This is a genomic window from Burkholderia sp. IDO3 (genome assembly GCF_003366075.1).
Classification (GTDB): Bacteria; Pseudomonadota; Gammaproteobacteria; order Burkholderiales; family Burkholderiaceae; genus Burkholderia; species Burkholderia anthina.
This window is the reverse complement of record NZ_CP028963.1, coordinates 2961321-2987450: the sequence shown is the minus strand read 5'-3', so window position 1 is coordinate 2987450 and position 26130 is coordinate 2961321. Positions and strand designations below refer to the sequence as shown.

Genomic DNA, 26130 nt, shown 5'->3' with positions numbered 1-26130 from the left:
ATCAGAAGGTCCGCTTCTTCAGCGTGAATGCGTGCAGCCAGTACAGCGTGTTGGTCTGTGCGTCGAAGTAGCCGCCTTGTGCGACCTTGTCGGTCGCCTGATCCCACGACTTGCCGGCGTCGGTGCTGCTGAACGTCAGGTCGATCGGCGCGCCGCCGCGGCCTCCCGAGTTCGGGTCGGTTGCGTAGACGAGCAGGAGACCGCCGCGACCGACGCTCAGGCTGTCGAGCCTGAGCGTCTCGTCGAACGTGCGCAGTTGATGCACAGACTCGGGATGGTCGTTCGTCCACGTCGAAATGGCGCCCGTGCGGCGGCCGTTGTCGCGCACCTCGCCGTTCTGCGGCTTGTCGAGACGCGACAGCGCGTACAGCGAATAGCGTGCCGCCGGTCCCGGCGTCGTATCGAGCGCGGTGACGACCTGGCCCGGCAGCTCGGTATCGGTCGCGAATGCGTGTTGTTCCCAGTCGAGCCGGTCGATCACGCTGCGCGCCGGCGTTTCCGCCGTCGGCGCAACGGAGTAGGCGATGCGCAGCACACCGTCAGGGCCGAGACTGACCGCATTGAAATTCTTGCGCGTCTTGCCGGCGACGTGCGCATCGGCCGGCACGTCGATTGCCTGCCATGTGGTTCCGCCGTCCGCCGTTCGCCATACGCGAGGCCCCCAGCCGATCGCGTAGCCGCGCTGCGGATCGAGGAAGAGCAATTGGCCGATGTTCTGGCTGTCGGGCCATTGCAGCTGCGACCACGTTTGGCCGCCGTTGAGCGACTTCCACAGCTTCGTCGTTTGCGGCGCATCCCCGCCGCGTGCCTCGGGGGCCTTGTAGTTCATCCATGACGTGCTGAGGAACTGAACCGACCAGTCCGGCGAATACCACCACGCGGCATTCTGGCCGACCTGCTGGAACTGGCGCTTCATCCCGCCGTCGATGGTTCCGCGGAAGAAGCTGATCGTCATGCGGTTCAGCAGCTCGCCGGTGTCGTTCATCCATGCTTCGGTCGGCTCGGGCCGCTGCGGTTCGTTCGATTCCGCCGTGGGCTTGAACGTCACCTCGGGATTGGCGAGCTTGACGCTCATCACGTCGTTGCCCTTGATGCGGAAGTTGCCGCCGCCATACGGCGTGTCGTTCCGCATGAAGTTTGTCGAAATCGTTTCCCAGCCCGTCGCCATGTTTACGTACCCGTATGTTCCAATGGCCAGGGCAACGAGACCCCCGGCGATCCATTTCCAGCGCTTGTGTTTTTGCATGTCACTTTTTCAGCAAGCGATCCAGTGCGCGGCTGACTTCGTCGGCCGTGTCCGAACCCCATTCGCGTGCCTTGTCGGCCGCGTCCGAGCCCCACTTGTGGACCTGATCGACCGCTTCCGCGCTCCAGTCGTGCGCTTTTTGCTTGGCGACAGGGATACCCGCATCCCACGCTTGCTTGATCGTCCGTCCATCGCCCCATTCCTGCATGTTTGGCCGCCTGCCAATCTTCACGAGGTCCTGGACCGGCAGACCGGCCAGCCCTCCATCCAGATAGGCGAGCGGGTGTGTGACGAAGGCGAAGGTCTTGAACGTTTCACCATTCTGGTCCACCTCCAGCTCGTATCGCTCCACCTGCATCGAAAGATTGCCATTTCCGGGCTTCGCACTATTGAATGCGATCTGGTCTCCCTGCATGTTCTGCTGCAACCCGATCTCGATGTACCGCTGAAGCCACCACCGGGCGTTTTCCAGCCATTTCTTCCCTTTTGCCGTGAGCGTGGGATAAAGATTCTGGCCGTAGTCCGAACAATAGTAATAGCCGTAACTCACGTAGTAATCGGGCGGTTTGTGCCCGCACCCGATATGACGCATCATGAAATTGCCGTGGCGCGACCAGTCGGAATCCTTGCTTCCCAGTTCGATCAGCTTCTCCCGCCGATGCAGCAGGCGGCGAGCGACTTCCTTGTCTTTCCACGGATCCCATGACGTCGCGAACTTCTTGACGGTCTCCCATGTGCTCGACGTGCTGACTTTCTCGACCGTCTCCCAGTACTCGCCGTGCAGCGGCTGATAGTAGAACGGGCAGGTGCCGACGATGGAATCGGCGGCCGGCGGCGCGTACTTGTCGCAGATATGGATATCCACCTTCGGCCGATCCTTGTACCCCGTCGGCGTCAGCATCCCCGAGCCGGCGCCCAGTACGTTCTTGTCCTGTTGTCCGTCAGCCATTCGATTTCCCCAGAAACTTGACGACGACGTCGTGCGGCACGTGGCTCTGCGTGAGCCCCGTCTCGCCTGCCGCATTGGTGACGCCTTCCGAGAGCAGCGTGCCGTTCGAGAACATCTGGTAGCGCGTGTTCGCGACCGGAATGTCCGTGCCGGCCCAGTGCGCAATGAATGCCTGATCGTAGTTGCCGCTGGAGTTCGGCAGCGTCGGCATCGTTTGCGACAGGTGCGTGGGGCCGTTGAACGCGTGCTGCGCACCCTTGATGTCGATCTTGCCGGGTGCGTGTACTTCGATGTTGCCGTCCGCGATGCGGATGTACGCACCGCCGGACGTCAGCAGAATTTCCTTCGCGGCGGCGCCTTCGATCGACTGCGTGACCGCCACCAGCTTCAACGCCTTCTGCGCGGTCAGTTCGATGTTGTCCGCGTGCGCCTGGATCTCGACCTTGCCCTTGCCGGCGAACAGCTTCATCCCCGCGTTCTGCGCGAACAGGCTGATCCGGTCGAGGACACTCGCGATCAGCGACTTCCCGGCCGCGACGTGCGTGCTCTGCCCGCTGACGAGGTTGACGTGCTGGTCCGCGGTGAGATGCGCGGACTGTTGCGTCGACATCCCGATGCCGGCCGGGCTGCCGAACAGCATCACGGGCTCCTTGAACGCATTGGCGCTGCCGGTTCCGCCGCCGGCGGTCCGGCCGCCCGGCGCGCTGCCGCTCACGCTGTTCTGCGTCGCATCGGTGAACTGTTTCAGCGCCGCATGGCCGGTATCGAGCGATTCGGCCTGATGCTGCGTGCCGACATCCGACATGGCCTCCATCAGGCCTTCCGCGCGGACGAGCTGCTGTTGCGTTTCCTGAACGTCGAGCGGCTGGCTGGCCGGCTGCTTCGGGTGCGTCGTGACGTACAGCCCGCGGTTCGCGCGCACGGCGCCGTAGGCATCCGAGCGCAGGTCGAAACCGCTGCCGAGATAGCTGCCGCGATTGTTGCCGGTGTGATCGATCAGGTAGCCGAGGTGCAGGTGCGCATGGGTCTGGCTGCTGTACAGGTGCACGCGGTTCTGCGACGTCGCGTCGTCGAGTACCAATTGGTTGTAGCCGGCGCCCGCATATTCCTTCGACCGGTATCCGGACAGGATTCCGTTGCTATGCCATTGCGGACTCGTCGCGCCGTTGTAGACCTTGCCGACGATGATCGGACGATCGCAGTCGCCGCCGAGGAAGTCGACCAGCACTTCCTCGCCGCTGCGGTGCGGGTGAACGGCGCCATAGCCGTTGCCCGAATCGGACGCGGTGGCACGCAGCCAGCACGACGCCGTTTCGTCGCCGTCGTTCAGGCGGTCCCAGTGGAAGCGGACCTTGACCCGGTTGAGCTCGTCCGTGTGGACCTCTTCGCCCTGCGGGGCGACGACGATCGCCGATTGCAGGTGCATCGGCGGTTTCGCATGCTCGAACGGGCTGCGGAACGGCACCGTCGTGCGCTGCGCTTCGACGCGGATCTGAAAGAAGCCCTCGCTGCCGTCGGGATGACGCACGCGCGACAGGTCCGTATCGGCTGCCTGCACGATGCCGCCGATCTCGGCTTGCAGGCTGTGCGGGAAAACGGCCGGCTCGTCGGCCACCGGCAGGTTGTTGACGATGACCCACGCCGTCTCGATCACGGCGAATTCGCGCTGCGCGGCATCGTCCTTGTCGTGCTCGGGGTGATCCGCCAGCTCGAACGTGCGTCCGGCATCCATGCGCCGCACGCCGCCGACGCCATGAAAGCGCTTCGCGTGCGACTCCTGTTCCTCCATCCACGTCTTCGACAGATGGTCGCCGCGGGACTGCTCGAGGTACGTGTACGCACCGGTGTATTCGTAGACTTCGAGCTGCTGCGGCAGGTCGCCCTGATTCGCGATCGTCGGCGTATGGGTGGCTTTCGGATTCGACGCGGTCGGCGGCTGCTTGTAGTCGAACGTGCGGGTGGCGTGCGCGACGCTTCGCAGCGTGCGCGTACCGGAGAACTGGACGAGCGTGTCGGCCTCGTCGCCGGTACCCGCATGATGAAAGCGCACCGTTCGCGGCGCCAGCGCGGGCAACGCGTCGATGCGATCGACGACGACGAGCCGGTGCGACTTGCCGTCCTGGTCCTGCTGCCAGAAGCCATACAGGCCTTCGGATTCCATCAGGCGGTGGACGAAATTCCAGTCGTCCTCGTATTGCATGCAAAACGAGCGGGACGGCAGCGGCCGGGAGAGTGTGAAGGTGAAGCGCCCCTTGGCCTGCGGATGCTGGTTCAGCACGTCGGAGATGATGTCGTCCGCGGACCGGTCCTGCCAGATGCGCTGGTCGCGGCGGAACTTCAGGAAGTGCAGGAACGAAGCGAAGACGATCTGGTAGTGCGTGACACCGCTGTCCGAGCCGAGCCGGCGGGCCGAATGCACGTAGCCGTGGTGGGGCGCGTACGACAGGTCGGCCTGCTGGATCCACAGCGTCACCGGCTGTGCGATCAGCTTCTTGAGTTCGAGGTTGTCGGATACCGAAACGGCGTCGACCGTGAACTCGAAATGACGGCCGAGTCGTGACCGTCCCGCGACGCGGTGCGGCAGGAGGACGTCGGGGCCGAGCGGCGTATCCAGTTTGACTAGGCGCTCATGCTGAACCGGGCCGGCCAGCAATGCGCTTCTTAACGCTTGCGAATTCATCACCAGTGCTCACTCTTTTTTGTGCTGGTCGCACGCTCTCTCGTGCGGAATCCGGTCATTGTATGAGATAACCGCGCGCTATCCCGAATTTGCGGGCCGGCGGCGTTCCGGCCGGTCAGCCGGCGGGGTCCTCCGCCTTCCAGTCCCCCGACTTCCCGCCGCGCTTCTCCCGCACGCTCACGTCGGTGATCACCATCCCCCGGTCGACCGCCTTGCACATGTCGTACACGGTCAACAACCCGACCTGCACCGCGGTCAGCGCCTCCATCTCGACACCGGTCCGGCCGAACGTCTCGACCTGCACGACGCAGTGCACGCCGGGCAGCGCGTCGTCGAGCTCGAAGTCGACAGCCACGCGCGTCAGCGCGAGCGGGTGACACAGCGGAATGAGGTCGGCGGTGCGCTTGGCGCCCTGAATCGCGGCGATGCGCGCGACGCCGAGCACGTCGCCTTTCTTCGCCTTGCCGTCGCGGATCAGCGCGAACGTCGCGGGCAGCATCCTGATCGTGCCGCGCGCGATCGCGATGCGTCGGGTTTCCTGCTTGCCGCCGACGTCGACCATGTGCGCGTGGCCGGCGGCGTCGAAATGGGTGAGTCCTGACATGTCTTGCTCCGATCTCATGCGTCGCGGCCGATCGATCCACCGCATCCGGCGCCGTGCCGCGGTCGCATGCAACGTTTCAACGGGCGCCTATCATAGCAGCGGCATGCGTGACGCCGGGGGCGCAGAACACCCATCCGCCGCACGAAACAGTCGTGATCGCACCGTTACAATGACCGGAATCTTCAGACCAAACGCCGTGAAGCGTGCCGGGCGCGCGGGACGGCGTCGTTTTCAACCTGCCATGCGTGTCAAACCGTTGCTTGCCGTGTTGCTGTCGGCGGCGCTCGTGCTACCGCCGAGCAGCCATGCACAGCGCGCGTCCGCGCCACCGCTCGAGCCGGCGACCGACGCGGCGCCGTCGATTTCCACGGTGCCGTCCGGCATCGCGACCGGCGTATTCGGCACGTACGGCGGCGCGGAAAGTCGTTTCTCGGGCGCCGGCGGCACATCCGCGCCCGCCGCGAACCTGCGTGCACCGCTGCGCGCGCTGGAGCTGCCCGATCTCGGCGACGGCTCCGGCGGTTCGCTGACGCCGCAGGCCGAGCGCCGTCTCGGCGAGCGCGTGATGCGCGAGGTGCGGCGCGACCCGGACTATCTGGACGACTGGCTGGTGCGCGACTACCTGAACGCGATGGCGGCGCGGCTCGCGGCCGCGGCCGCGGCGCGCTTCATCGGCGGCTACACGCCGGACTTCGAACTGTTCCCGGTGCGCGATCCGCAGATCAACGCATTCTCGATGCCGGGCGGCTTCATCGGGATCAACAGCGGGCTGGTGGTGACGACGCAGACGGAGTCGGAGCTCGCATCGGTGGTCGGCCACGAGATGGGGCACGTGCTGCAGCGGCACATCGCCCGAATGATCGGCGCGAACGAGAAGACCGGCTACACCGCGCTCGCGACGATGCTGCTCGGCGTGCTGGCGGGTGTGCTCGCGAGAAGCGGCGATCTCGGCAGCGCGATCGCGGTGGGCGGGCAGGCGTATGCGGTCGACAACCAGCTGCGTTTTTCGCGTTCGGCCGAGCGCGAGGCCGATCGCGTCGGCTTCCAGCTGCTCGCGGGCGCAGGCTACGACCCGTACGGCATGCCGGGCTTCTTCGAGCGGCTCGATCGCGCGTCGATGGGCGACGCGGGGGTGCCGGCCTATGCCCGCACGCACCCGCTGACGGGCGAACGGATCGCCGACATGGAGGATCGCGCGCGCCGCGCGCCGTACCGGCAGCCGCGCCAGTCGGCCGAATACGGCTTCGTGCGGGCGCGGCTGCGGATCCTGCAGAACCGCGCGCCGACCGACATCGCGGCCGAGGCGCACCGGATGCAGCTCGAGATCGACGAGCGCACCGCGCCGAACGTCGCGGCGAACGAGTACGGCATCGCGCTCGCGAACACGCTGCTCGGCCAGTACGACACGGCCGACAAGGCGCTCGCATCGGCACGCAGTGCGTTCGATGCGCGCGAGCGGCGCGAGGACGATCCGGACGCGAGTTCACCGAGCCTCGACGTGCTGGCCGCCGACATCGCCCGCGGCGCGGGCCGGACCGACGACGCGGTGCGGCTCGCGGCGCTCGCGCAGCGCCGCTGGCCGGCGTCGCACGCGGCGATCGTCGCGCATCTGCAGGCGCTGCTGGCCGCCCGCCGCTTCGCCGAAGCGCAGGCGCTCGCGCGCACGCAGGCGAAAGCGGACCCGGAGCAGCCGGACTGGTGGAACTACCTCGCGAAGGCGAGCGACGGCAAGGGCGACGTGCTCGCGCGGCGCCGCGCGCTTGCGGAGAAACTGGCGCTCGACGGTGCGTGGCCGTCGGCGATCCGGCAGCTGAAGGAAGCGCGCGACGCGAAGGACGTGTCGTTCTACGACCAGTCGATCATCGGCGCGCGGCTGCTGGAATTCGAGGCGCGCTACAAGGAAGAGCGCGAGGACGAGAAGAACGGCCGCGGGTAGCGGCCATCAGGCGGGCGGTGGCGGTGGCAGGGCGGGGCGCGCTTCAGCTTTCGCTGCCGCCATCGGCTGCGTCGCGCGCCCGCTGCGCGGGACTCGCGACGAAGCCGAACGCCGCAGGCACGTCGGCGCACGCGAGACTGCCGAGCGGCAGCGTGCGCCCGTCGCGCCAGCGCAGCACGGGCGGTGTCGCGTCGAAGTCCGCATGATCGGCGAACAGGCCGAGGTCATGGTCGTGCAGTGCCGCGACGCGCGGCGGCGTGCCCGCGTCGCGAAACAGCACGCCGCCCGCATCGTCGAGCCACGCGGCGTCCGGTTCGAACGGCGTACCCGTCTGGTCGGCGAGCGTGAGCTGTCCGTCGCGTTCGGCGAGGCGCACGACCCACGGCGTATAGGCGAGCTCGACGTACACGCGCTGCGGCCCGTTCTGGAAGAACCACTGGCCGTGCGCATCGCATTCGTAATTGCGTCCGATGAACGCGTTCAGCGCCGCGTGCCGGATCGGCGAGCCGAGTTCGCCGGCGGCCTGCGCGGCGTCGTCGCGCAGCCGCCATTCGCCGCGCCGGTCGAGCAGCAACCAGCCGGTGCAGTGCGGCACGTTCGGCCATTTGGCGAGTGACTGCCTGACGATGTCATCCATGGTCGACGAATTTCGAGCAATAGCCGAACACCCGCGCCGACAGCCAGTCGAGGCGGCCGGGGAACGGCCCGGTCATGAATCCCGCATGGCCGCCGTGCGCGGGCTGGTCGAGTTCGACGGCCGGCGAGACGTCGGCGGTGCTCGGCAGCGCGGATTCGGGCAGGAACGGATCGTTGCGGGCGTTGAGAATCAGCGTCGGGACGTCGATCGCGGGCAGCAGCGGGCGGGTCGTCGCCTGCGTCCAGTAATCGTCTGCATCCGCGAAGCCGTGCAGCGGCGCAGTCACGACTTCGTCGAAGTCGCGCATCGTCACGGCGCGCAGCATCGCGTCGCGATCGAACAGCCCCGGATACTGATCGAGTTTCGTGAGCGCCTTGCGCTTGAGCGTCTTCAGGAAGCTGCGCGTATAGACCATCGCGAACCCTTGCGACAGCGCGCGGCCGCCCGCATGCACGTCGATCGGCGTCGAGATCGCGGCGGCGGCGTGCACGATCGACGTGTCGCTGCGGTGCTCGCCGAGCCAGCGCAGCAGCACGTTGCCGCCGAGCGACACGCCGGCCGCGACGATCGGCCCGCGATGCTGCGCGGCAAGCCGGCGCAGGATCCAGTCGACTTCGGCGCTGTCGGCGAGATGGTAGAACCGCGGCTGCCGGTTGATCTCGCCGCTGCAGCTGCGAAAGTGCGGGACGACCGCATGCCAGCCCTTCGCGCGCGCGGCGGCCATCATCGCAAGCGCGTAGTGCGAGCCGGAACTGCCTTCGAGGCCGTGGAACAGCACGAACAGCGGCGCATCGGGCGGCGGTGCCGCGCTGTCGAGATGCGCGACCCAATCGAGATCGATGAAGTCGTGGTCGGGCGTTTCCCAGCGCTCGCGCCGGTATGCGACGGCCGGGCGCCGCGCGAACAGGGCGGGCACGATGGTTTGCGCATGGCTGTTCGGCAGCCAGCGTGGTGCGCGATAGCGCAGTGAATCGTCGTCGGGGGCCGGGGCCCCGGTCAGCGGCGAGGTGGGCGGAGAAGCCGTACTCATGATCGCCCCGCTAATGCGTTGCTTCGTTCTTCGTCAGTGCAGCGGACCCTGCCCGTGACGGATCTTCGCGGCGAATTGTCCGGCCGCTTGTTCGGGAATCGGGCTCGCGTGGATGTGCGCGATGCGCCACTCGCCGCGTTCGTGGATCATCACGTACGTGGCGAAAACCATGTCGGGGTCGGCCGTCAGGTCGGCCTGCTGATGCGCTTCGGCGATCGTGTAGACGACGGTGCCGAGGCTGTCGTACACGCGGATGTCGAGCGGTTCGATCGTCACCGGACGCGTCGCGAGCCGGTTGGCCAGCCCGCTGCGGATCTGGTCGAGGCCGTGCAGATGCTCGCCGTCGGCCCAGACGCAGCTGGCGAAATCCTCGTCGATCCACAACCCCAGCAGCGCGTCGAGATTGGCATCGGCGACGGCCTGGTAGTAGGCGTTCAGCGTATCGGCAGCGGCTTCGAAGAGGCGGGCAAAACGTGGCATCGGGGTTATCTCTCGCGCGCGTCGCGCGCCGTATTCAGCACGGCGGCCCGCGTGAGGCCGCCGTACACCGGTGAATCGGATTGCCCGGCGCGTCGTGCGACGCTGCCGGCTAGGGTCAGCGCTGCCCGACGAGCATGCCGCGCAAATCGCCGAATACCTGCTCGGGACCGAGTTCGCGCAGGCAGTTCAGATGGCCGAGCGGGCACTCGCGTTCGAAGCAGGGACTGCATTCGAGATGCAGCCATTGTACCTTCGCCAGCTCCGACAGCGGAGGGGTGTGGCGCGGATCGGTCGATCCGTACAACGCGACGAGCGGCCGGCGCAGCGCGGCGGCGACGTGCATCAGCCCCGAATCGTTGGTGACGACTCCGTTCGCACGCGCGATCAGCGCGCAGGCCTCGGACAGCGACGTCTGCCCGCACAGGTTCCGCACGTTCGGCGCGTGGTCGGCGATCGCCTGCGCGGCGGCCGAATCCTTCGGCGAGCCGAGCGCGACGATCTGCGTGTACGGGAACGACTGGTGGACGATCGTCGCGAGCGTCGCGAAGTGCTCGGGCGGCCAGCGCTTGGCCGGGCCGTATTCCGCGCCGGGGCAGAACACGACGAGCGGCTTGCGCGTATCGAGATTGAAGCGCGCGGAGACGCGCGCCGTCTCGTTCAGGTCGGCGTCGAGGCGCGGCGGCGGCAGCGTCTTCATCGACTCGGGCAGCTTCGCGCCCGGCGCGTATGCGAGCGCCGCGTAGTGGGTCGTCATCGGCGGACGCTCGCCCGACTTGTCGGGGTTCGCGTGCCGCACGTTCAACAGTCCGTAGCGGTGCTCGCCCGTGTAGCCGATCCGCAGCGGAATGTTCGCGAGCCACGGGATCACCGCCGACTTCAGCGAATTCGGCAGCACGTACGCCGCGTCGTAGCCGACGTCGCGCAGGTCGCTCGCGAGCTGCCAGCGACGCAGCAACTGCAGCTTGCCGTGCGCGAGATCGGTCGCGTAGACATCGTGGATCTCGGGCATCCGCTCGAGTACGGGCGCGACCCAGGTGGGCGCGACGGCATCGATCGCGATACGGGGATGGAGCTTTTTCAGCAGCGCAAAAAGCGGCTGCGCCATCAATGCGTCACCGATCCAGTTCGGTGCGATAACCAGCGCTCGACGCATCAGGTCGACTTCCGATGTCGTAATGAAGCACGGCGCGCGGGCGCCGCGTTCGGGTTGTCAGAACAGGAAAAGGGCGGCGCGCCGGATGTCCGGCGGCGCCGCCTCGCGAGCGGCGGGCCCGCAGGCCCGGCCGACCGGGCTCAGTGGCCCTTGACCACCTCGCCGTCGCGCAGCTTGTAGCGCGTGCCGCAATACGGGCAGCGCGCTTCGCCGTGCGAGACGTCGATGAACACGCGCGGGTGTGCGTTCCAGCGCGTCATGGCCGGGTTCGGGCAGTAGGCGGGAAGATCCTTGGCCGTCAGCTCGACCAGCGGCATTTCCTTGATTTCACTCATGAGACGTTCTCTTATCACTCTTTTGTGGGGGCGGTCGGTGCGGTAGCGCGCTCAGACCTTCGTCAGCCAGTGCGCGTATTTCGCGTTCTTGCCCGACACGATATCGAAGAATGCCGACTGGAGCTTTTCGGTGACCGGGCCGCGTGCGCCGCTGCCGATCGTGCGGTTGTCGAGTTCGCGGATCGGCGTGACTTCGGCGGCCGTGCCCGTGAAGAACGCTTCGTCGGCCGTGTAGACCTCGTCGCGCGTGATGCGCTTCTCGATCACCTCGATGCCGGCGTCCTTCGCGAGCGTGATGACCGTGTCGCGCGTGATGCCGTCGAGGCACGACGCCAGGTCGGGCGTGTACAGCTTGCCGTTGTTGACCAGGAAGAAGTTCTCGCCCGAGCCTTCCGACACGTAGCCGTCGACGTCGAGCAGCAGTGCTTCGTCGTAGCCGTCGGCGGTCGCTTCCTGGTTCGCGAGGATCGAGTTCACGTACCAGCCCGACGCCTTCGCGCGCACCATCGACACGTTCACGTGGTGGCGCGTGAACGACGACGTCTTCACGCGGATGCCTTTCGCGAGGCCGTCCTCGCCGAGGTACGCGCCCCACGGCCATGCGGCGATCGCGACGTGGATCGTGTTGCCCTTCGCCGACACGCCGAGCTTTTCCGAGCCGACCCAGATGATCGGGCGCAGGTAGCACGACTCGAGCTTGTTCTCGCGCACGACTTCGAGCTGCGCGGCTTCGAGCGTCTCGCGATCGAACGGCACGTCCATCTGGAAGATCTTCGCCGAATTCTGCAGACGTTTCGTGTGCTCGGGCAGGCGGAAGATCGCGGTGGCGCCGTCGGCCGTCTTGTATGCACGCACGCCTTCGAAGACGCCCATGCCGTAGTGCAGCGTATGGGTCAGGACGTGGATCTTGGCGTCGCGCCAGTCGATCAGCTTGCCGTCCATCCAGATCTTGCCGTCGCGGTCGGCCATTGACATAGGATTCTCCTGGAAGCAGTGGGTGCTGCGGGTGGTGTGCGGCGTTGAGCCGGAAAGACGCTTATTTTAGCGTCATTTGGGGGTGAGCCGGTCGGTCGGCGCGGGGCCGGCGCTATAATCGTCCGGCACCGATTCCAATAACGAAGGGCCGTGCCGGCAGGAGACGCCGGAGCCCGGACGAACCGCCCGCTGCGGCCCGCTTTCCCATGCTCGCTCGATTGTCCGCCACCGACCGCTTCGCGCTGATCCAGGGCGCGCGCGACTATTCCCCGACGTTGATGGCGATCCTGTCCTGGGGGCTCGTCACCGGCATCGCGATGAGCAAATCGGTGATGACGCTCGGCCAGGCGAGCGCGATGTCGATCTTCGTCTACGCGGGCTCGTCGCAACTCGCGGTGCTGCCGCTCCTCGTCGCGAAGCTGCCGATCTGGACGGTCCTGCTCACGGCCGCGATGGTCAACATGCGGTTCGTGATCTTCAGCGCCGGGCTTGCTCCCCATTTTTCCTACCTGCCGCTGTGGCGGCGCCTCGCGATCGGCTATTTCAACGGCGACGTGATCTATCTGCTGTTCCAGAAACAGGGCTTCGCATACGGCCGCGTGCCGGGCAAGGAAGCTTACTTCTGGGGGATGGCGCTCGCGAGCTGGGTGTCGTGGCAGGTGTCGTCGCTCGCCGGCATCCTCCTCGCGAGCTTCTTTCCCGCGAGCTGGGGGCTGGAGCTGGCCGGCACGCTCGCGCTGATTCCGATCATGGTGGCGGCGGTCGCGAACCGCTCGACGCTCGCGGCCGTCGCGGTCGCGGGCATTGTGTCACTGATCGCGTTCGACCTGCCGTACCGGCTCGCGCTGCCGCTCGCGGTGCTCGCCGCGCTCGCCGCCGGATGCACGGCCGATTTCTTCGTCGAACGCGCCGACTGGCGGCGCATCCGCACCGAAACCGTGCACGAAAAGGAAATCGAATGAGCGCGACCGAGATCTGGATCGTCATCGTCGGGATGACGATCGTCACGGCGGTCACGCGCGCGCTGTTCCTGATCGGCGGCGAACGCACCGTGCTGCCCGAGCGCGCGCAACGCGCGCTGCGCTATGCGCCGGCCGCCGCGCTCGTCGCGGTCGTGCTGCCGGACGTGCTCGAAACGCCCGCCGGAATCTCGTTCGCGCTGTCCAACCATCCGTTCTATGCGGCGCTCGCCGGCCTCGGATGGTTTTTGTGGCGGCGCAGCATGCTCGGCACGATCATCATCGGGATGCTCGTCTTCACCGTACTGCGGTTGATCTTCTGACGCTTCGCCGTGCCGGCCCGCCGTGCGCGGGCCGCCCGGATGCCTGCATTGTTGCGTTGCGGCAATGTGTCGGACATCGCACACGATCCCAAATAGGCGGAATTCGCCGCCGCGCGGGTCAGTCTGCCGGGTGGATCGGCTAGAATGCCCGTTCGAGATTTTTTACCCGTGCGCGTCATGCGAACCGCCAGCCACGGCCGCATCCGGCGCCCTTTCGCGGCAGCCCGCGCACGTTTCAGCGTGAACCCCCTTTCCCCATCCACTACTTCAATCTGTTCAACATGAGCCAAGTCAAGCGTCTTACCGACCTGATCGCCGCCGGCCAGCTTGCCGGCAAGCGGGTGTTCATCCGCGCCGACCTGAACGTCCCGCAGGACGATCACGGCAACATCACCGAAGACACGCGCGTGCGCGCGTCCGTGCCGGCCATCCAGGCCGCGCTCGACGCCGGCGCGGCCGTGATGGTCACGTCGCACCTCGGTCGTCCGACCGAAGGCGAATTCAAGCCGGAAGACTCGCTCGCGCCGGTCGCGAAGCGCCTCGCCGAACTGCTCGGCCGCGATGTGCCGCTCGTTTCCAACTGGGTCGAGAACGGCGTGAACGTCGCGCCGGGCCAGGTCGTGCTGCTCGAGAACTGCCGCGTGAACAAGGGCGAGAAGAAGAATTCCGACGAGCTCGCGCAGAAGATGGCGAAGCTCTGCGACGTGTACGTGAACGACGCGTTCGGCACCGCGCACCGCGCGGAAGCGACCACCCACGGGATCGCGAAGTACGCGCCGGTCGCATGCGCGGGCCCGCTGCTGGCCGCCGAACTCGACGCGCTCGGCAAGGCGCTCGGCAACCCGGCGCGTCCGCTGGTCGCGATCGTCGCGGGTTCGAAGGTGTCGACCAAGCTGACCATCCTCAAGTCGCTGGCCGGGAAGGTCGACCAGCTGATCGTCGGCGGCGGCATCGCCAACACGTTCATGCTCGCGGCCGGCCTGCCGATCGGCAAGTCGCTCGCGGAAGCCGATCTCGTCGCCGAGGCGAAGGCGATCATCGACGAAGCGCGCGAGCGCGGCGCGTCGGTGCCGATCCCGACCGACGTCGTGACGGCCAAGGAATTCTCGCCGACGGCCGCGGCCACGGTGAAGCAGGTCGCCGACATCGAAGCGGACGACATGATCCTCGACATCGGCCCGGATACGGCCAAGGCGCTCGCCAGCCAGCTCGAGAAGGCCGGCACGATCGTGTGGAACGGTCCGGTCGGCGTATTCGAATTCGACCAGTTCGGCAACGGCACCAAGACGCTCGCCGAAGCGATCGCCAAATCGTCCGCGTTCTCGATCGCGGGCGGCGGCGACACGCTCGCGGCCATTGCGAAGTACGGCATCCACGACCAGGTCAGCTACATCTCGACGGGCGGCGGCGCCTTCCTCGAGTTCCTCGAGGGGAAGAAGCTGCCGGCGGTGGAAGTGCTCGAAACGCGGGCGGCCTGAGCGTGGCGGCGCGCGCAGGGTTGACCAAGGCCGCGCGCTCCGCGAAAGCGGAGCAGCCGGCCGGCGCGGGCAAGCGCAAACGCGCGCCCGCGCGGGCGAACTCAGCCCCGCGCGCACCGGCGGCCGCCGGCGACGCGGCCGTGCAGCACCACGAGATTCAGAACAAAGCGATGCCGGACGCAAGTACCGGCACGCCCCCCGGAACGGCCGCCGCTGGGCCTGCCGACTCCGGCTCTCGCAGCGTTTCACCCAGCGCATCCACCTTGATCCAGATGAGGAGTTTCATGCAGCGCGCCACCAAGATAGTCGCCACGATCGGCCCGGCTTCCAGTTCGCCGGAGATTCTGCTGCAGATGATGCAGGCGGGCCTCGACGTCGTGCGGCTCAATTTTTCGCACGGCACGGCCGACGATCACCGCCAGCGCGCCGACATGGTGCGCGAGGCCGCCCGCAAGGTCGGCCGCGAGATCGCGATCATGGCCGACCTCCAGGGCCCGAAGATTCGCGTCGGCAAGTTCGAGAACGGCAAGACGACGCTCGTGCCGGGCCAGGCCTTCATCCTCGACGCGGGCTGCGAGCTCGGCAACGACGAGCGGGTCGGCCTCGACTACAAGGAGCTGCCTCGTGACCTGAAGCCGGGCGACCTGCTGCTGCTGAACGACGGCCTGATCGTGCTGACCGTCGAGCGCGTGCTCGGCGAAGAGATCCATACGATCGTCAAGGTGGGCGGCGAGCTGTCGAACAACAAGGGGATCAACCGCCAGGGCGGCGGCCTGTCGGCGCCCGCGCTGACCGCGAAGGACATGGAAGACATCCGCACGGCGATGTCGCTCGGCGCGGATCTGGTCGCGGTGTCGTTCCCGAAGAACGCGACGGACATGGAAATGGCGCGCCAGCTCGCGAACATCGCGGGCGCGCCGTACGGCATCAAGCCGAAGATGATCGCGAAGATCGAGCGCGCGGAAGCGATTCCGGCGCTGCAGAGCATTCTCGACGCGTCCGACGGCATCATGGTCGCGCGCGGCGACCTCGCGGTGGAAGTGGGCAACGCGGCGGTGCCGGCGCTGCAGAAGCGGATGATCCGGATGGCGCGCGAGTCGAACAAGCTCGTGATCACCGCGACGCAGATGATGGAATCGATGATCCACGCGCCCGTGCCGACCCGCGCGGAAGTGTCGGACGTCGCGAACGCGGTGCTCGACGGCACCGACGCGGTGATGCTGTCGGCCGAGACGGCCGCCGGCAAGTACCCGGTCGTCACGATCGAAACGATGGCGGCCGTGTGCGTCGAGGCGGAAAAATCCGAAGAGGTCGAGCTGGACAAGGATTTCCTCGACCGCACGTTCACGCGGATCGACCAGTCGATCGCGATGGGCGCGCTGTTCACCGCCTACCACCTGGGCGCGAAGGCAATCATCGCGCTGACCGAATCGGGCGCGACCGCGCTGTGGATGTCGCGTCACTACACGCACGTGCCGATCTTCGCGCTGACGCCGCGCGTCGGCAGCGAGCGCACGATGGCGCTGTACCGCAACGTGACGCCGCTGCACGTCGACTTCAACAGCGACCGCGACTCGGCGCTGCAGGCCGCGCTCGAGATCGTCGTCAAGCAGGGCTACGTCCAGCACGGCGACATGGTCGTGCTGACCGTCGGCGAGCCGATGGGGCAGGCGGGCGGCACCAACACGCTGAAGATCGTGCGCGTCGGCGAGCATTATTGAGCGTCGGCGTGCCACCGGCCGGTCGATCGGTCGGCCGCCCGAACTGATCGGGCACCGTTTTTGACGAAAGCCGCGCGGGGTACGATGCCCCGCGCGGCTTTTTTTCTGTTTTTTGCCCGGATTGTGCCGTGCGAAGGTAACAAATTGCGAGCACGCGCCGCCTGGCGGTCGGAATCGGAGGCGCTTCGCGATAAAATGCGGCTATTCGACGCTCAGCCGCGCCGCGCCACCCCGGTTTTGCCGGGAGCGAGCGCCGCGCCGGCGTCAGGGCGCACCGGTTTTCATTCCAAGGAGTTCCACAATGCCTCTCGTATCAATGCGTCAATTGCTGGACCACGCGGCAGAGCACGGTTACGGCCTGCCGGCCTTCAACGTGAACAACCTGGAGCAAGTCCAGGCGATCATGGCGGCGGCGGACCAGGTCGGCGCGCCCGTGATCATGCAGGCATCGGCCGGCGCGCGTAAGTACGCGGGCGAGCCGTTCCTGCGCCACCTGATCGAAGCGGCGGTCGAGTCGTATCCGCACATCCCGGTCGTGATGCACCAGGATCACGGCCAGTCGCCGGCGGTCTGCATGGGCGCGATCCGCAGCGGCTTCACGAGCGTGATGATGGACGGCTCGCTCGAAGCCGACGGCAAGACGGTCGCGTCGTACGAGTACAACGTCGACGTGTCGCGCAAGGTCGTCGAAATGGCGCACTCGATCGGCGTGACGGTCGAAGCCGAACTCGGCGTGCTCGGCTCGCTCGAGACGATGAAGGGCGACAAGGAAGACGGCCACGGCGCGGAAGGCACGATGACCCGCGAGCAGCTGCTGACCGATCCGGAGCAGGCCGCCGACTTCGTGAAGCTCACGCAGTGCGATGCGCTCGCGATCGCGATCGGTACGTCGCACGGCGCGTACAAGTTCTCGAAGAAGCCGACGGGCGACATCCTGTCGATCCAGCGCATCAAGGAAATCCACGCGCGCATCCCGAACACGCACCTGGTGATGCACGGTTCGTCGTCGGTGCCGCAGGAACTGCTGGCCGAGATCCGCGAATTCGGCGGCGACATGAAGGAAACCTACGGCGTGCCGGTCGAGGAAATCCAGGAAGGCATCAAGCACGGCGTGCGCAAGATCAACATCGACACCGACCTGCGTCTCGCGATCACCGGTGCGATCCGCCGCTACATGTTCGAGAACCCGGGCAAGTTCGATCCGCGCGACTACCTGAAGCCCGCGCGCGAAGCGGCGAAGCAGGTTTGCGTCGACCGCTACCTCGCGTTCGGTTGCGAAGGCCAGGCCGGCAAGATCAAGCCGGTGTCGCTCGACAAGATCGCCGAACAGTACAAGTCCGGCGCGCTCGCGCAGGTCGTGCGCTGAGACTGTAGTACGATTGCCCCGCCCGATGCTGCCCGGTTCCGTCATCGGGCAGGGGCGGGCAGCCCGGTTGCCGGATCCGATCCGGCCCCGGGCAGCCGTTCCGTCCGGCCGAACGAGGGCCGGCCGGCAACCGCCCGGGCGCCGTCCCGGCCGGTTCGCCGACGTATTGCAAGACCGCCGTTCCCGCCTGCCGCGGGGAACGGCGTTTCCCTTTTTGTTTGGCTCCTTATCTGCGAAAAGACGATGTCTACCCTCTACGAATCCACGCTCCGCTCGCTGCCGCTCCTCGGTCGCGGCAAGGTCCGCGACAACTACGCGGTCGGCAACGACAAGCTCCTGATCGTCACGACCGACCGTCTGTCGGCATTCGACGTGATCATGGGCGAGCCGATTCCGAACAAGGGCCGCGTGCTGAACCAGATGGCGAACTTCTGGTTCGACAAGCTCGCGCACATCGTGCCGAACCACCTGACGGGCGACGCGCCGGAAGCGGTCGTTGCGGCCGACGAGGTCGAGCAGGTCAAGGGCCGCGCGGCGGTCGTCAAGCGCCTCGAGCCGATCATGATCGAAGCGGTCGTGCGCGGCTACCTGGCCGGCAGCGGCTGGAAGGAATACCAGGCGTCGGGCTCGGTGTGCGGCGTGCAACTGCCGGCAGGGCTGCAGAACGCGCAGAAGCTGCCGGAGCCGATCTTCACGCCGGCCGCGAAGGCCGAGCTCGGCGAGCATGACGAGAACATCACGTTCGAGGAAACCGAGCGCCGCATCGGCACCGAGCTGGCCGCGACGATCCGCGACATCTCGATCAAGCTGTACAAGGAAGCGGCCGACTACGCGGCGACGCGCGGCATCATCATCGCCGACACGAAGTTCGAATTCGGTCTCGACAACCACGGCAAGCTGTACCTGATGGACGAAGTGCTGACGGCCGATTCGTCGCGCTTCTGGCCGGCCGACCAGTACGAAGTCGGCACCAATCCGCCGTCGTTCGACAAGCAGTTCGTGCGCGACTGGCTCGAAGCGCAGCCGTGGGGCAAGACCGCGCCGGCGCCGGCGCTGCCGGCCGACGTCGTCGAGAAGACGGCCGCGAAGTATCAGGAAGCGCTCGAGCGCATCACCGGCCAGCCGCTTGCCTGACAGAAGGAACGTACGAAATGAGTGAAGTCCAGACCGCCCACACGCACAGCGCGCCGCTCGTCGGCGTGCTGATGGGCTCGAGCTCCGACTGGGACGTGATGAAGAACGCGGTCGCGATCCTGCAGGAATTCGGCGTGCCGTACGAAGCGAAGGTCGTGTCCGCGCACCGGATGCCCGACGAGATGTTCGACTACGCGGAGAAGGCGCGCGAGCGCGGGCTGCGCGCGATCATCGCGGGTGCCGGCGGCGCCGCGCACCTGCCCGGCATGCTGGCCGCGAAGACCACGGTGCCGGTGCTCGGCGTGCCGGTCGCGAGCAAGTACCTGAAGGGCGTCGATTCGCTGCACTCGATCGTTCAGATGCCGAAGGGCGTGCCGGTCGCGACGTTCGCGATCGGCGAGGCCGGCGCGGCGAATGCAGCGCTGTTCGCGGTGTCGATCCTGTCCGTCACGTCGGTCGACTACGCGAACCGGCTTGCCGCGTTCCGCGTGCGCCAGAACGAAGCCGCGCACGCGATGGTGCTGCCGCCGCTGGCATGACGGCACCGGCGGCCGCCCTGCCATTCCAGCGGCCGTCTGACCCTCCTACTGCGGCGGGCAGCGCCCGCCGCGACCGATCACTGACATGACCGCAACTCCTGATTCCGTTTCCCCGATCCTGCCCGGCGCGTGGCTTGGCATGGTCGGCGGTGGCCAGCTCGGCCGCATGTTCTGCTTTGCCGCCCAGTCGATGGGCTATCGCGTCGCCGTGCTCGATCCCGATCCGACGAGCCCGGCCGGCGCGGTCGCCGACCGTCACCTGCGCGCAGCCTACGACGACGAAGCCGCACTCGCCGAGCTGGCGGAACTGTGCGATGCCGTGTCGACGGAATTCGAGAACGTGCCGGCCGCGAGCCTCGATTTCCTCGCGCGCACGACGTTCGTCGCGCCGGCGGGCCGCTGCGTCGCGGTCGCGCAGGACCGGATCGCGGAGAAGCGGTTCATCGAAGCCTCGGGCGTGCCGGTCGCACCGCACGTCGTGATCGAATCGGCCGCGGCGCTCGCCGCACTCGACGATGCCGCGCTCGACGCGGTGCTGCCGGGCATCCTGAAGACGGCACGGCTCGGCTACGACGGCAAGGGCCAGGTGCGCGTGAGCACCGCGCAGGAAGCGCGCGATGCGCATGCAGCGTTCGGCGGCGTGGCATGCGTGCTCGAAAAACGCCTGCCGCTGAAATACGAAGTGTCGGCGCTGATCGCGCGTGGCGCTGACGGCCGCTCGGCAGCGTTCCCGCTCGCGCAGAACGTGCACCACAACGGCATCCTCGCGCTGACGATCGTGCCGGCGCCGGCCGCCGATGCCGCGCGCGTCGCAGAAGCGCAGCAGGCCGCCGTGCGGATCGCCGATACGCTCGGCTACGTCGGCGTGCTGTGCGTCGAATTCTTCGTGCTGGAAGACGGCTCGTTCGTCGCGAACGAGATGGCGCCGCGCCCGCACAATTCCGGCCACTACACGGTCGATGCGTGCGCAACGAGCCAGTTCGAGCAGCAGGTGCGCGCGATGACCCGCATGCCGCTCGGTAATCCGCGCCAGCATTCGCCGGCCGCGATGCTGAACATCCTCGGCGACGTGTGGTTCCCGAACGGTGCTGCCGAGGCCGTCACGCCGCCGTGGGACACCGTCGCCGCGATGCCGGCCGCGCACCTGCATCTGTACGGCAAGGAAGACGCGCGCGTCGGCCGCAAGATGGGCCACGTGAACTTCACGGCCGAGACGCGCGACGAAGCCGCCGCCGCGGCCACCGCGTGCGCGCAGCTGCTGCGCGTGCCGCTCGACTGAGGCGCCGGCCGATGTCCATCGATCTCCCGAATGGCGTGACGCCTGCACAGATCGACGCGGCCGCCGCGCTGCTCGACGCGGGGCAACTCGTCGCGTTCCCGACCGAAACCGTCTACGGGCTCGGCGGCGATGCGGCGAACCCCGAGGCCGTCGCGCGCATCTACGCGGCGAAAGGGCGCCCCGCGAACCATCCGGTGATCGTGCATCTGCCGCCCGGCGGCGATCCGGGCTACTGGGCCGCCGACCTGCCCGCCGATGCGCGGGCGCTGATCGCTGCGTTCTGGCCGGGCCCGCTGACGCTGATCCTGAAGCGCCATGCGCGCATTCCGGACGCCGTGAGCGGCGGGCAGGATTCGGTCGGGTTGCGCTGCCCGTCGCATCCGGTCGCGCAGGCGCTGCTGGCCGCGTTCAGCGCGCGGCGCGGCGGCCACGGCGGTGTGGCCGCGCCGTCCGCGAACCGGTTCGGGCATGTGAGCCCGACCACGGCGCAGCACGTGCGCGACGAATTCGGCGACACGGTGCACGTGCTCGACGGCGGCGCATCCGAAGTCGGCATCGAGTCGACGATTCTCGATCTGTCGCGCGGCTTCCCGGCGCTGCTGCGCCCGGGCCACGTGACGCCGCAGCAGATTGCCGACGTGCTCGGCCGCGCGCCGCAACTGCCCGACGGCAGCGACGCGACCGCACCGCGCGCGTCCGGCACGCTGAAGGCGCATTACGCGCCGCGCACGCCGCTCGCGCTGCTGCCGTTCGACGCGCTCGAGGCGCTGCTCGCGGCCGCGCAGACCGATGGCGAACGCGTCGCGCTGGTCGCACGCGCATCGCGCGCGGGGCATTGGGCGCAGGCCGACGGCGTGCATTTCGTCGCGGCGCCGGAAGATCCGCGGGCCTATGCGCGCGATCTGTACGGCATGCTGCGTGCGCTCGATCGTGCGCAGGTCGCGCGCATTCTCGTCGAGAAGCTGCCCGAGACCGTCGAGTGGATCGCCGTCAACGATCGCCTCGGCCGTGCGGCCGCGGCATTCGAAGCGCGCGACTGACGCAGCCGGCCTCGACCGGCCACGAACAAAAAACGCCCGACCGGTTCACGAACCGGTCGGGCGTTTTCGTTTGCGCGCGCGGCGGGTCGCTTACTTGCCGACGCCCGATGCCGCGATCTGCTTCTCGACGTACTGCGCGAACAGCGCGTGCAGGTGCGTCGTCGGGTGGACCGTATCGGCGAACATGTAGGTCTGGTCCGCGTTGGCGGTCGTGTAGGTCTGCGGCGAGCAGAACAGCGACGAGCCGAAAGCGCTCGCGTCCGCGACGCCGTATTGCGTTGCCGCCGCGACCATCGCCTTCAGGTTGCACGCGGTGTCGGTGTTCGACACGGTGAAGCCGTTCGCCTGGTAGTTGGCCGCGATGCCGTCCTGCCACGTGAACGAATCGACCACCGCATACTTCGTCGCGTCGACCTTCAGCGCGGCCAGCGTGCCAACCAGCGTCTGGTTGAACAGCCCCGACAGTTGCGTGAACGCGGCCTGCGTGCCGCCCTGCAGTGCGAGCGGCGTGCCGCCGATGTCCGGCACGTTCGCGACGAACACGTGCGTCGCGCCGGACGCGACGATCTGCTGGACGAGGGCGGCGAGCTGCTGCGCGGCCAGCCCGATCGCCTGGGCGGCCGCGAGCTGCGCGGCCGGCGTGTTGCCTTGCGCCTGCGCGACTTGCGCCTGATAGAAGATGTCGTTCGCGCCGCCGTTGATCAGCACGATCTGGCCTGCGTTGAAGCTGCCGTGCTGCGACAGGTATTGCTTGACCTGGTCGGCGATCGGCGTCGTGGTGGCCTGCGCGTAGTCCGCGTTCGGCACGCTCGCATCCGCGTGGCCGATGCCCGGCTGCAGCGTCACGCGCGAGCCGCCCTGTGCATAGCCGAGGCCGCCCGTGGCCTGCAGCGGAATGCCGAAGCCGCCCTGGTTCGCGGGCTGCAGCGTGTCGCCGTAGTACTGCGCGACGTCCTGCGTCCATACCTGGCCGGGGTTGGTCGTGAAGCGGCCGCCGCCGAAGCCGAGCTTGATTTGCGAGTAGGTGCCGGTGTCCGACAGGCTGTCGCCGAACGAGACGATCTGCATCTGTACGCCGGACGGCGGCGTGTTCGATGCGCTGCTGTTGTTGTCGTCGTCGCCGCCGCCGCATGCGGCGAGCAATGCGAGCGCGGCGCCCGCGATCGCGACCTGCGCGGTGCGCAGCAGGCGTTGCCGGTTGCGCGACGGGGTGCGTTGTTGTGATTGCATCGATGGATCTCCTCGTAGATATGGCCCATCTGCCGCGTGTCTCCTCGGGTAAAGGCTGCGCGGCGGCCGTTGGCTGAAGCGGTTTATTGGTCGCGCACGGCCGCAAGCGGCGTGGTGCGCGGATCGTGGTTTGCGGCCTCGGCGATCTGCGCATGATAAGCGCTCGCCCATTCGGGCGGGCCGAAAATCGCGCGCAGCTTGTTGCGCCATCCTTCGACGTGCAATGCGTCGGCCGCCATCGACACCCACTCGTGAAACGTCGCGACGAGCGGGTTGTTCGAGCCCAGCGGCTCGACGATTCCGTATTGCGGCGGGTCGTCGGGCGATTCCTCGACGTAGCTGCCGAACAGGCGATCCCAGATCACGAGTACACCTGCGTAATTGCGGTCGATGTAGCGCGGATTGCGCGCGTGATGCGCGCGATGGATCGACGGCGTGTTGAGCACGTATTCGAGCCAGCCGAGCTTGCCGATCGCCTGCGTGTGCACGAAGAACTGGAACGCGAGATTGATCAGCACGACGCCGACGATCTGCTGCGGCGGAAAGCCGAGCAGCGCCAGCGGCAGCCAGAACACCCACATGCCGGCGACGGGATACATCAGGCTCTGCCGGAACGCGGTCGAGAAATTCATTCGCTCGGACGAGTGGTGCACGACGTGCGCGGCCCACAGCCAGCGCACGCGATGGCTCGCGCGATGGAACACGTAGTAGAGCAGGTCCTGCCCGACGAACAGCACGGCGAACGACAGCCAGCCGTCGTGCCACGTGAACAGCCGGAAATGCGTGTAGCAGTACGCATAAACGGGGATCACGAACAGCCACGCGAGCTTGTCGGCGCCCTGGTGCATCAGCGCGAGCGCCGCGTTGCACAGCGTGTCGCGCCACGCATAGACAGGGTCCTGCGCACGTGTGCGGGCGAGGTGCCGGGCTTCCCAGCCGATGCAAAGCAGGAAGACGGGCGCCAGCGCGAGCAGAAGCAATTCGACGTCGAATCGCATGGACGTGTCTCCTCCTTTCCCCTGCAAGCCGTGAGGCCGGGCGCATGGCCCGTTGTAGATATCGGTCAGGCCAACAGCCTACGCAATCGCCACGCGCTAGGCGAGGGGGCAGCGTAGAGGGTTCCCTCTGAGGACAGGGTTTCTACGGAAGCCGCGCGGCACGGGCGCGGGCGGTGTGGCCCCGTTTTGTGCGCAGGGCCTGCGCGGGGGCTGCGGCGCATCGGCGACGGCGGCCGTTTCAAACCGCGCGCGGCGATTCGGGGGGGGCGGGGCGGCGGCTGATTGCCTGCCGGGCCCCGGGGTGAGGTGCCGCGCCGTCGCCGGCGCGAGCCGATGATGCGGCGTCAGTGCGCGCCTGCGTAGATCCATTCGAGCAGCGTGTCGTGTGCGGCGCGCGCGGCTTCGGCGTGATCGTCGTTGATGAAGCTGACGACGATGTAGCTCTGGCCGTCGGCGCCTGCCACGTAGCCCGCGATCGCGCGCACGTCGCGCAGCGTGCCGGTCTTGATGTGCGCGTTGCCGAGCACGCCGGCGTTGGTCAGGCGGTTCTTCATCGTGCCGTCGATGCCGGCGATCGGCAGCGAATCGACGAACGCCTGCGCGACGGGGCTCGCGTTCGCGGCCTGCAGCAGCGCGGCGAGCGACAGCGCGCTCACGTGCTCGTCGCGCGACAGGCCCGAGCCGTTCCGGAGCTCGAGGTCGGGCATCGCGATGCCGTTCTTCTGCAGGAACGCGTGCACCACGCGGCTCGACTGTTCCGGCGTCGCGGGCGGCCTGCCGGCGACCGCGCCGATCGTCAGGAACAGGTTGCGCGCCATCACGTTGTTGCTGAACTTGTTGATGTCGTAGACGATGTTGCCGAGCACGGGGCTTTGATGCACGGCGAGCGGACGCGCGTTGCCCGGCACCTTGCCTTCGCTGACCGGCCCCGCGATCGTGCCGCCGTCCTGCTGCCACAGCGCGAGGAAGCCGCGCGCGAAGAACGTCGTGTGATCGAGGATCGCGAGGTTGGTCGTATGCGCGCCGCAGCGCAGCGGATAGTCGCCGGCGAACGATGCCGTCATGATCCCGCCGGTGCCGGTCGACAGCGTCGGGCGCGCGGCGTCGGCGGCCGCATCGCACGAGCCCTTGCCTTCGTGCAACTGGTTGTCGATCGACAGGTCCGCGAGCGGCGGCAGCACGTCGACGGCCACCTTGCCGTCGTCGCCCGGCGTGACCGTGAACGACACGGCCTTGAACGCATACAGCAGCGGATCGGGGCCGACGTTGTACGGCGCGCTCACGTCGTCGTCGAAAGACGGCAGGTCGCGCGTCGACGCCGCGAAATAGCTCTTGTCGAGTACGAGGCCGCCGGCCACGCGCTTGATGCCGGCCTTGCGGATCTTGTCGACGAGGTCGATCAGCTCCTCGGGCACGAGCTTCGGATCGCCGGTGCCCTTGATGTACAGGTTGCCCTGCAGCGTGCCGTCCGGATCGACCGGGCCGTCCGCATACGCGGTGGTGCGCCAGCGGAAGTCGGGGCCGAGGATCGACAGGCCGGAGAAGGTCGTGACGAGCTTCATCGTCGACGCCGGCAGCATCGGCCGGCTGGCGTTCCACGCGATCAGCGGCTCGGGGTTGCCGACCTGCTCGACGACGACGCTCATCGCGGACGCCGGCACCTTCGCGCGCTGCAGCGCGACGAGCACGGACGCCGGCAGGCCGGCCGCGCGCGCGGCCGGCGACACGACGACGCTCTTGTGGGCGTCCTTGTGTGACTTCTTGCGGGCTTGCGCGGACGGTGCGAAGGCAAGGGCCGCGCAGGTGGCGACGACGGCAGCGGTGCGCAGGCAGAGGCGGGCGCGGGGCGCGAGCCGGGCGGAAAGATCGGAAATCGGCATGGGCGAATACGGGAAAAGCACGAAACTCGGGCGGGGCGCGCGCGGCGCCGGAGCGCACATTGTAGAGACAAGTCCGCACACGTCCCTTGCAATCCGCCTTTCTGTTGCATTGCAAAGAGCGCCGGCAATTCGCGGCGCTACAATGGACGCCATGTTTC

24 protein-coding genes are annotated in these 26130 nt (G+C 67.7%); 10 read left to right on the top strand and 14 right to left on the bottom strand.

Features of this window, described 5'->3' with window-relative positions:
• Position 1: 1 nt before the first annotated feature.
• The 4 genes from DCN14_RS28645 to moaC all read right to left on the bottom strand — a co-directional run bounded on the left by DCN14_RS28645 (position 2) and on the right by moaC (position 5479).
• On the bottom strand, positions 2 to 1168 hold the full coding sequence (locus DCN14_RS28645; RefSeq protein ID WP_096507177.1) for a glycosyl hydrolase: 1167 nt from the start codon (positions 1166 to 1168) through the stop codon (positions 2 to 4).
• 79 nt (positions 1169 to 1247) lie between these two features.
• A complete protein-coding gene (locus tag DCN14_RS28640) occupies positions 1248 to 2195 on the bottom strand; it encodes a hypothetical protein (protein ID WP_096507178.1) in 948 nt (315 codons plus the stop codon).
• On the bottom strand, positions 2188 to 4875 hold the full coding sequence (locus DCN14_RS28635) for a type VI secretion system tip protein VgrG (protein ID WP_096507179.1): 2688 nt from the start codon (positions 4873 to 4875) through the stop codon (positions 2188 to 2190). Before DCN14_RS28635 ends, DCN14_RS28640 begins: the two co-directional genes overlap by 8 nt.
• Positions 4876 to 4990: 115 nt before the next feature.
• Complete coding sequence (gene moaC / locus DCN14_RS28630; protein ID WP_096507180.1) at positions 4991 to 5479, bottom strand: cyclic pyranopterin monophosphate synthase MoaC; 489 nt, start codon at positions 5477 to 5479, stop codon at positions 4991 to 4993.
• Between the two features lie 241 nt (positions 5480 to 5720).
• Between moaC and DCN14_RS28625 the strand changes: the two genes are divergently transcribed.
• On the top strand, positions 5721 to 7415 hold the full coding sequence (locus DCN14_RS28625) for a M48 family metalloprotease (protein ID WP_096507181.1): 1695 nt from the start codon (positions 5721 to 5723) through the stop codon (positions 7413 to 7415).
• Between the two features lie 43 nt (positions 7416 to 7458).
• On the opposite strand, the gene DCN14_RS28620 is transcribed toward DCN14_RS28625, so the two are convergent.
• The 6 genes from DCN14_RS28620 to DCN14_RS28595 form a co-directional block, all read right to left on the bottom strand.
• Positions 7459 to 8052, bottom strand: coding sequence for a DUF2946 family protein (locus tag DCN14_RS28620; protein WP_096507182.1), 594 nt, complete (start codon positions 8050 to 8052; stop codon positions 7459 to 7461).
• Entirely contained in the window at positions 8045 to 9082 is a 1038-nt protein-coding gene (locus DCN14_RS28615) for a hydrolase (protein ID WP_096507183.1), read from the bottom strand. Before DCN14_RS28615 ends, DCN14_RS28620 begins: the two co-directional genes overlap by 8 nt.
• A 33-nt stretch (positions 9083 to 9115) precedes the next feature.
• Positions 9116 to 9562, bottom strand: a complete 447-nt coding sequence (locus DCN14_RS28610; protein WP_096507184.1) for a nuclear transport factor 2 family protein — start codon at positions 9560 to 9562, stop codon at positions 9116 to 9118.
• Positions 9563 to 9677: 115 nt separating this feature from the next.
• Entirely contained in the window at positions 9678 to 10715 is a 1038-nt protein-coding gene (waaF, locus tag DCN14_RS28605; protein ID WP_096507185.1) for a lipopolysaccharide heptosyltransferase II, read from the bottom strand.
• A 140-nt stretch (positions 10716 to 10855) separates the two neighbouring features.
• On the bottom strand, positions 10856 to 11050 hold the full coding sequence (locus DCN14_RS28600) for a zinc-finger domain-containing protein (RefSeq protein ID WP_006482499.1): 195 nt from the start codon (positions 11048 to 11050) through the stop codon (positions 10856 to 10858).
• A gap of 51 nt (positions 11051 to 11101) precedes the next feature.
• Positions 11102 to 12025, bottom strand: a complete 924-nt coding sequence (locus DCN14_RS28595; RefSeq protein WP_096507186.1) for a branched-chain amino acid transaminase — start codon at positions 12023 to 12025, stop codon at positions 11102 to 11104.
• Between the two features lie 206 nt (positions 12026 to 12231).
• Here DCN14_RS28595 and DCN14_RS28590 point away from each other — a divergent pair, with 206 nt between their 5' ends.
• The 3 genes from DCN14_RS28590 to DCN14_RS28580 all read left to right on the top strand — a co-directional run bounded on the left by DCN14_RS28590 (position 12232) and on the right by DCN14_RS28580 (position 14785).
• The gene (locus tag DCN14_RS28590) at positions 12232 to 12987 is read left to right on the top strand and encodes an AzlC family ABC transporter permease (RefSeq protein ID WP_096507187.1); all 756 of its coding nucleotides are present in this window, start codon (positions 12232 to 12234) and stop codon (positions 12985 to 12987) included.
• Entirely contained in the window at positions 12984 to 13307 is a 324-nt protein-coding gene (locus DCN14_RS28585; protein ID WP_096507188.1) for an AzlD domain-containing protein, read from the top strand. The genes DCN14_RS28590 and DCN14_RS28585 overlap by 4 nt, the downstream gene beginning before the upstream one ends.
• 281 nt (positions 13308 to 13588) lie before the next feature.
• The gene (locus tag DCN14_RS28580; RefSeq protein WP_096507189.1) at positions 13589 to 14785 is read left to right on the top strand and encodes a phosphoglycerate kinase; all 1197 of its coding nucleotides are present in this window, start codon (positions 13589 to 13591) and stop codon (positions 14783 to 14785) included.
• A 157-nt stretch (positions 14786 to 14942) separates the two neighbouring features.
• Here the strand turns inward: DCN14_RS28580 and DCN14_RS39055 are convergent, their stop codons facing one another.
• A complete protein-coding gene (locus tag DCN14_RS39055) occupies positions 14943 to 15071 on the bottom strand; it encodes a hypothetical protein (protein WP_257785637.1) in 129 nt (42 codons plus the stop codon).
• Between DCN14_RS39055 and pyk the strand changes: the two genes are divergently transcribed.
• The 6 genes from pyk to DCN14_RS28550 all read left to right on the top strand — a co-directional run bounded on the left by pyk (position 15070) and on the right by DCN14_RS28550 (position 21864).
• A complete protein-coding gene (gene pyk, locus DCN14_RS28575) occupies positions 15070 to 16506 on the top strand; it encodes a pyruvate kinase (protein ID WP_096507190.1) in 1437 nt (478 codons plus the stop codon). The two genes, DCN14_RS39055 and pyk, sit on opposite strands and share 2 nt — an antisense overlap.
• Positions 16507 to 16807: 301 nt before the next feature.
• A complete protein-coding gene (fba, locus tag DCN14_RS28570; RefSeq protein ID WP_096507191.1) occupies positions 16808 to 17872 on the top strand; it encodes a class II fructose-bisphosphate aldolase in 1065 nt (354 codons plus the stop codon).
• 243 nt (positions 17873 to 18115) lie between these two features.
• Positions 18116 to 19006 carry a phosphoribosylaminoimidazolesuccinocarboxamide synthase gene (locus tag DCN14_RS28565; protein ID WP_096507192.1) on the top strand — a complete coding sequence of 297 codons (891 nt, stop codon included), beginning with the start codon at positions 18116 to 18118 and terminating at the stop codon, positions 19004 to 19006.
• A 17-nt stretch (positions 19007 to 19023) separates the two neighbouring features.
• On the top strand, positions 19024 to 19545 hold the full coding sequence (gene purE, locus DCN14_RS28560; protein ID WP_096507193.1) for a 5-(carboxyamino)imidazole ribonucleotide mutase: 522 nt from the start codon (positions 19024 to 19026) through the stop codon (positions 19543 to 19545).
• A gap of 85 nt (positions 19546 to 19630) precedes the next feature.
• Complete coding sequence (locus DCN14_RS28555; RefSeq protein ID WP_096507194.1) at positions 19631 to 20824, top strand: 5-(carboxyamino)imidazole ribonucleotide synthase; 1194 nt, start codon at positions 19631 to 19633, stop codon at positions 20822 to 20824.
• 11 nt (positions 20825 to 20835) lie between these two features.
• Positions 20836 to 21864 carry an L-threonylcarbamoyladenylate synthase gene (locus DCN14_RS28550; RefSeq protein WP_096507195.1) on the top strand — a complete coding sequence of 343 codons (1029 nt, stop codon included), beginning with the start codon at positions 20836 to 20838 and terminating at the stop codon, positions 21862 to 21864.
• Between the two features lie 90 nt (positions 21865 to 21954).
• Here the strand turns inward: DCN14_RS28550 and DCN14_RS28545 are convergent, their stop codons facing one another.
• From DCN14_RS28545 to dacB, 3 genes are all read right to left on the bottom strand, one after another.
• Positions 21955 to 23094 carry an SGNH/GDSL hydrolase family protein gene (locus tag DCN14_RS28545; protein ID WP_096507196.1) on the bottom strand — a complete coding sequence of 380 codons (1140 nt, stop codon included), beginning with the start codon at positions 23092 to 23094 and terminating at the stop codon, positions 21955 to 21957.
• An 83-nt stretch (positions 23095 to 23177) separates the two neighbouring features.
• Complete coding sequence (locus tag DCN14_RS28540; protein ID WP_096507197.1) at positions 23178 to 24092, bottom strand: sterol desaturase family protein; 915 nt, start codon at positions 24090 to 24092, stop codon at positions 23178 to 23180.
• Positions 24093 to 24436: 344 nt separating this feature from the next.
• Positions 24437 to 25972, bottom strand: coding sequence for a D-alanyl-D-alanine carboxypeptidase/D-alanyl-D-alanine-endopeptidase (gene dacB, locus DCN14_RS28535; protein WP_096507198.1), 1536 nt, complete (start codon positions 25970 to 25972; stop codon positions 24437 to 24439).
• Positions 25973 to 26130 lie beyond the last annotated feature (158 nt).

Excerpts from the sequence above, each read along its gene's own strand:
- DCN14_RS28645 (WP_096507177.1), bottom strand. The coding sequence starts at position 1,168 with ATGGCGACGGGCTGGGAAACGATTTCGACAAACTTCATGCGGAACGAC.
- DCN14_RS28640 (WP_096507178.1), bottom strand. The coding sequence starts at position 2,195 with ATGGCTGACGGACAACAGGACAAGAACGTACTGGGCGCCGGCTCGGGG.
- DCN14_RS28635 (WP_096507179.1), bottom strand. The coding sequence starts at position 4,875 with ATGAATTCGCAAGCGTTAAGAAGCGCATTGCTGGCCGGCCCGGTTCAG.
- moaC (WP_096507180.1), bottom strand. The coding sequence starts at position 5,479 with ATGTCAGGACTCACCCATTTCGACGCCGCCGGCCACGCGCACATGGTC.
- DCN14_RS28625 (WP_096507181.1), top strand. The coding sequence starts at position 5,721 with ATGCGTGTCAAACCGTTGCTTGCCGTGTTGCTGTCGGCGGCGCTCGTG.
- DCN14_RS28620 (WP_096507182.1), bottom strand. The coding sequence starts at position 8,052 with ATGGATGACATCGTCAGGCAGTCACTCGCCAAATGGCCGAACGTGCCG.
- DCN14_RS28615 (WP_096507183.1), bottom strand. The coding sequence starts at position 9,082 with ATGAGTACGGCTTCTCCGCCCACCTCGCCGCTGACCGGGGCCCCGGCC.
- DCN14_RS28610 (WP_096507184.1), bottom strand. The coding sequence starts at position 9,562 with ATGCCACGTTTTGCCCGCCTCTTCGAAGCCGCTGCCGATACGCTGAAC.
- waaF (WP_096507185.1), bottom strand. The coding sequence starts at position 10,715 with ATGCGTCGAGCGCTGGTTATCGCACCGAACTGGATCGGTGACGCATTG.
- DCN14_RS28600 (WP_006482499.1), bottom strand. The coding sequence starts at position 11,050 with ATGAGTGAAATCAAGGAAATGCCGCTGGTCGAGCTGACGGCCAAGGAT.
- DCN14_RS28595 (WP_096507186.1), bottom strand. The coding sequence starts at position 12,025 with ATGTCAATGGCCGACCGCGACGGCAAGATCTGGATGGACGGCAAGCTG.
- DCN14_RS28590 (WP_096507187.1), top strand. The coding sequence starts at position 12,232 with ATGCTCGCTCGATTGTCCGCCACCGACCGCTTCGCGCTGATCCAGGGC.
- DCN14_RS28585 (WP_096507188.1), top strand. The coding sequence starts at position 12,984 with ATGAGCGCGACCGAGATCTGGATCGTCATCGTCGGGATGACGATCGTC.
- DCN14_RS28580 (WP_096507189.1), top strand. The coding sequence starts at position 13,589 with ATGAGCCAAGTCAAGCGTCTTACCGACCTGATCGCCGCCGGCCAGCTT.
- pyk (WP_096507190.1), top strand. The coding sequence starts at position 15,070 with ATGCAGCGCGCCACCAAGATAGTCGCCACGATCGGCCCGGCTTCCAGT.
- DCN14_RS39055 (WP_257785637.1), bottom strand. The coding sequence starts at position 15,071 with ATGAAACTCCTCATCTGGATCAAGGTGGATGCGCTGGGTGAAACGCTG.
- fba (WP_096507191.1), top strand. The coding sequence starts at position 16,808 with ATGCCTCTCGTATCAATGCGTCAATTGCTGGACCACGCGGCAGAGCAC.
- DCN14_RS28565 (WP_096507192.1), top strand. The coding sequence starts at position 18,116 with ATGTCTACCCTCTACGAATCCACGCTCCGCTCGCTGCCGCTCCTCGGT.
- purE (WP_096507193.1), top strand. The coding sequence starts at position 19,024 with ATGAGTGAAGTCCAGACCGCCCACACGCACAGCGCGCCGCTCGTCGGC.
- DCN14_RS28555 (WP_096507194.1), top strand. The coding sequence starts at position 19,631 with ATGACCGCAACTCCTGATTCCGTTTCCCCGATCCTGCCCGGCGCGTGG.
- DCN14_RS28550 (WP_096507195.1), top strand. The coding sequence starts at position 20,836 with ATGTCCATCGATCTCCCGAATGGCGTGACGCCTGCACAGATCGACGCG.
- DCN14_RS28545 (WP_096507196.1), bottom strand. The coding sequence starts at position 23,094 with ATGCAATCACAACAACGCACCCCGTCGCGCAACCGGCAACGCCTGCTG.
- DCN14_RS28540 (WP_096507197.1), bottom strand. The coding sequence starts at position 24,092 with ATGCGATTCGACGTCGAATTGCTTCTGCTCGCGCTGGCGCCCGTCTTC.
- dacB (WP_096507198.1), bottom strand. The coding sequence starts at position 25,972 with ATGCCGATTTCCGATCTTTCCGCCCGGCTCGCGCCCCGCGCCCGCCTC.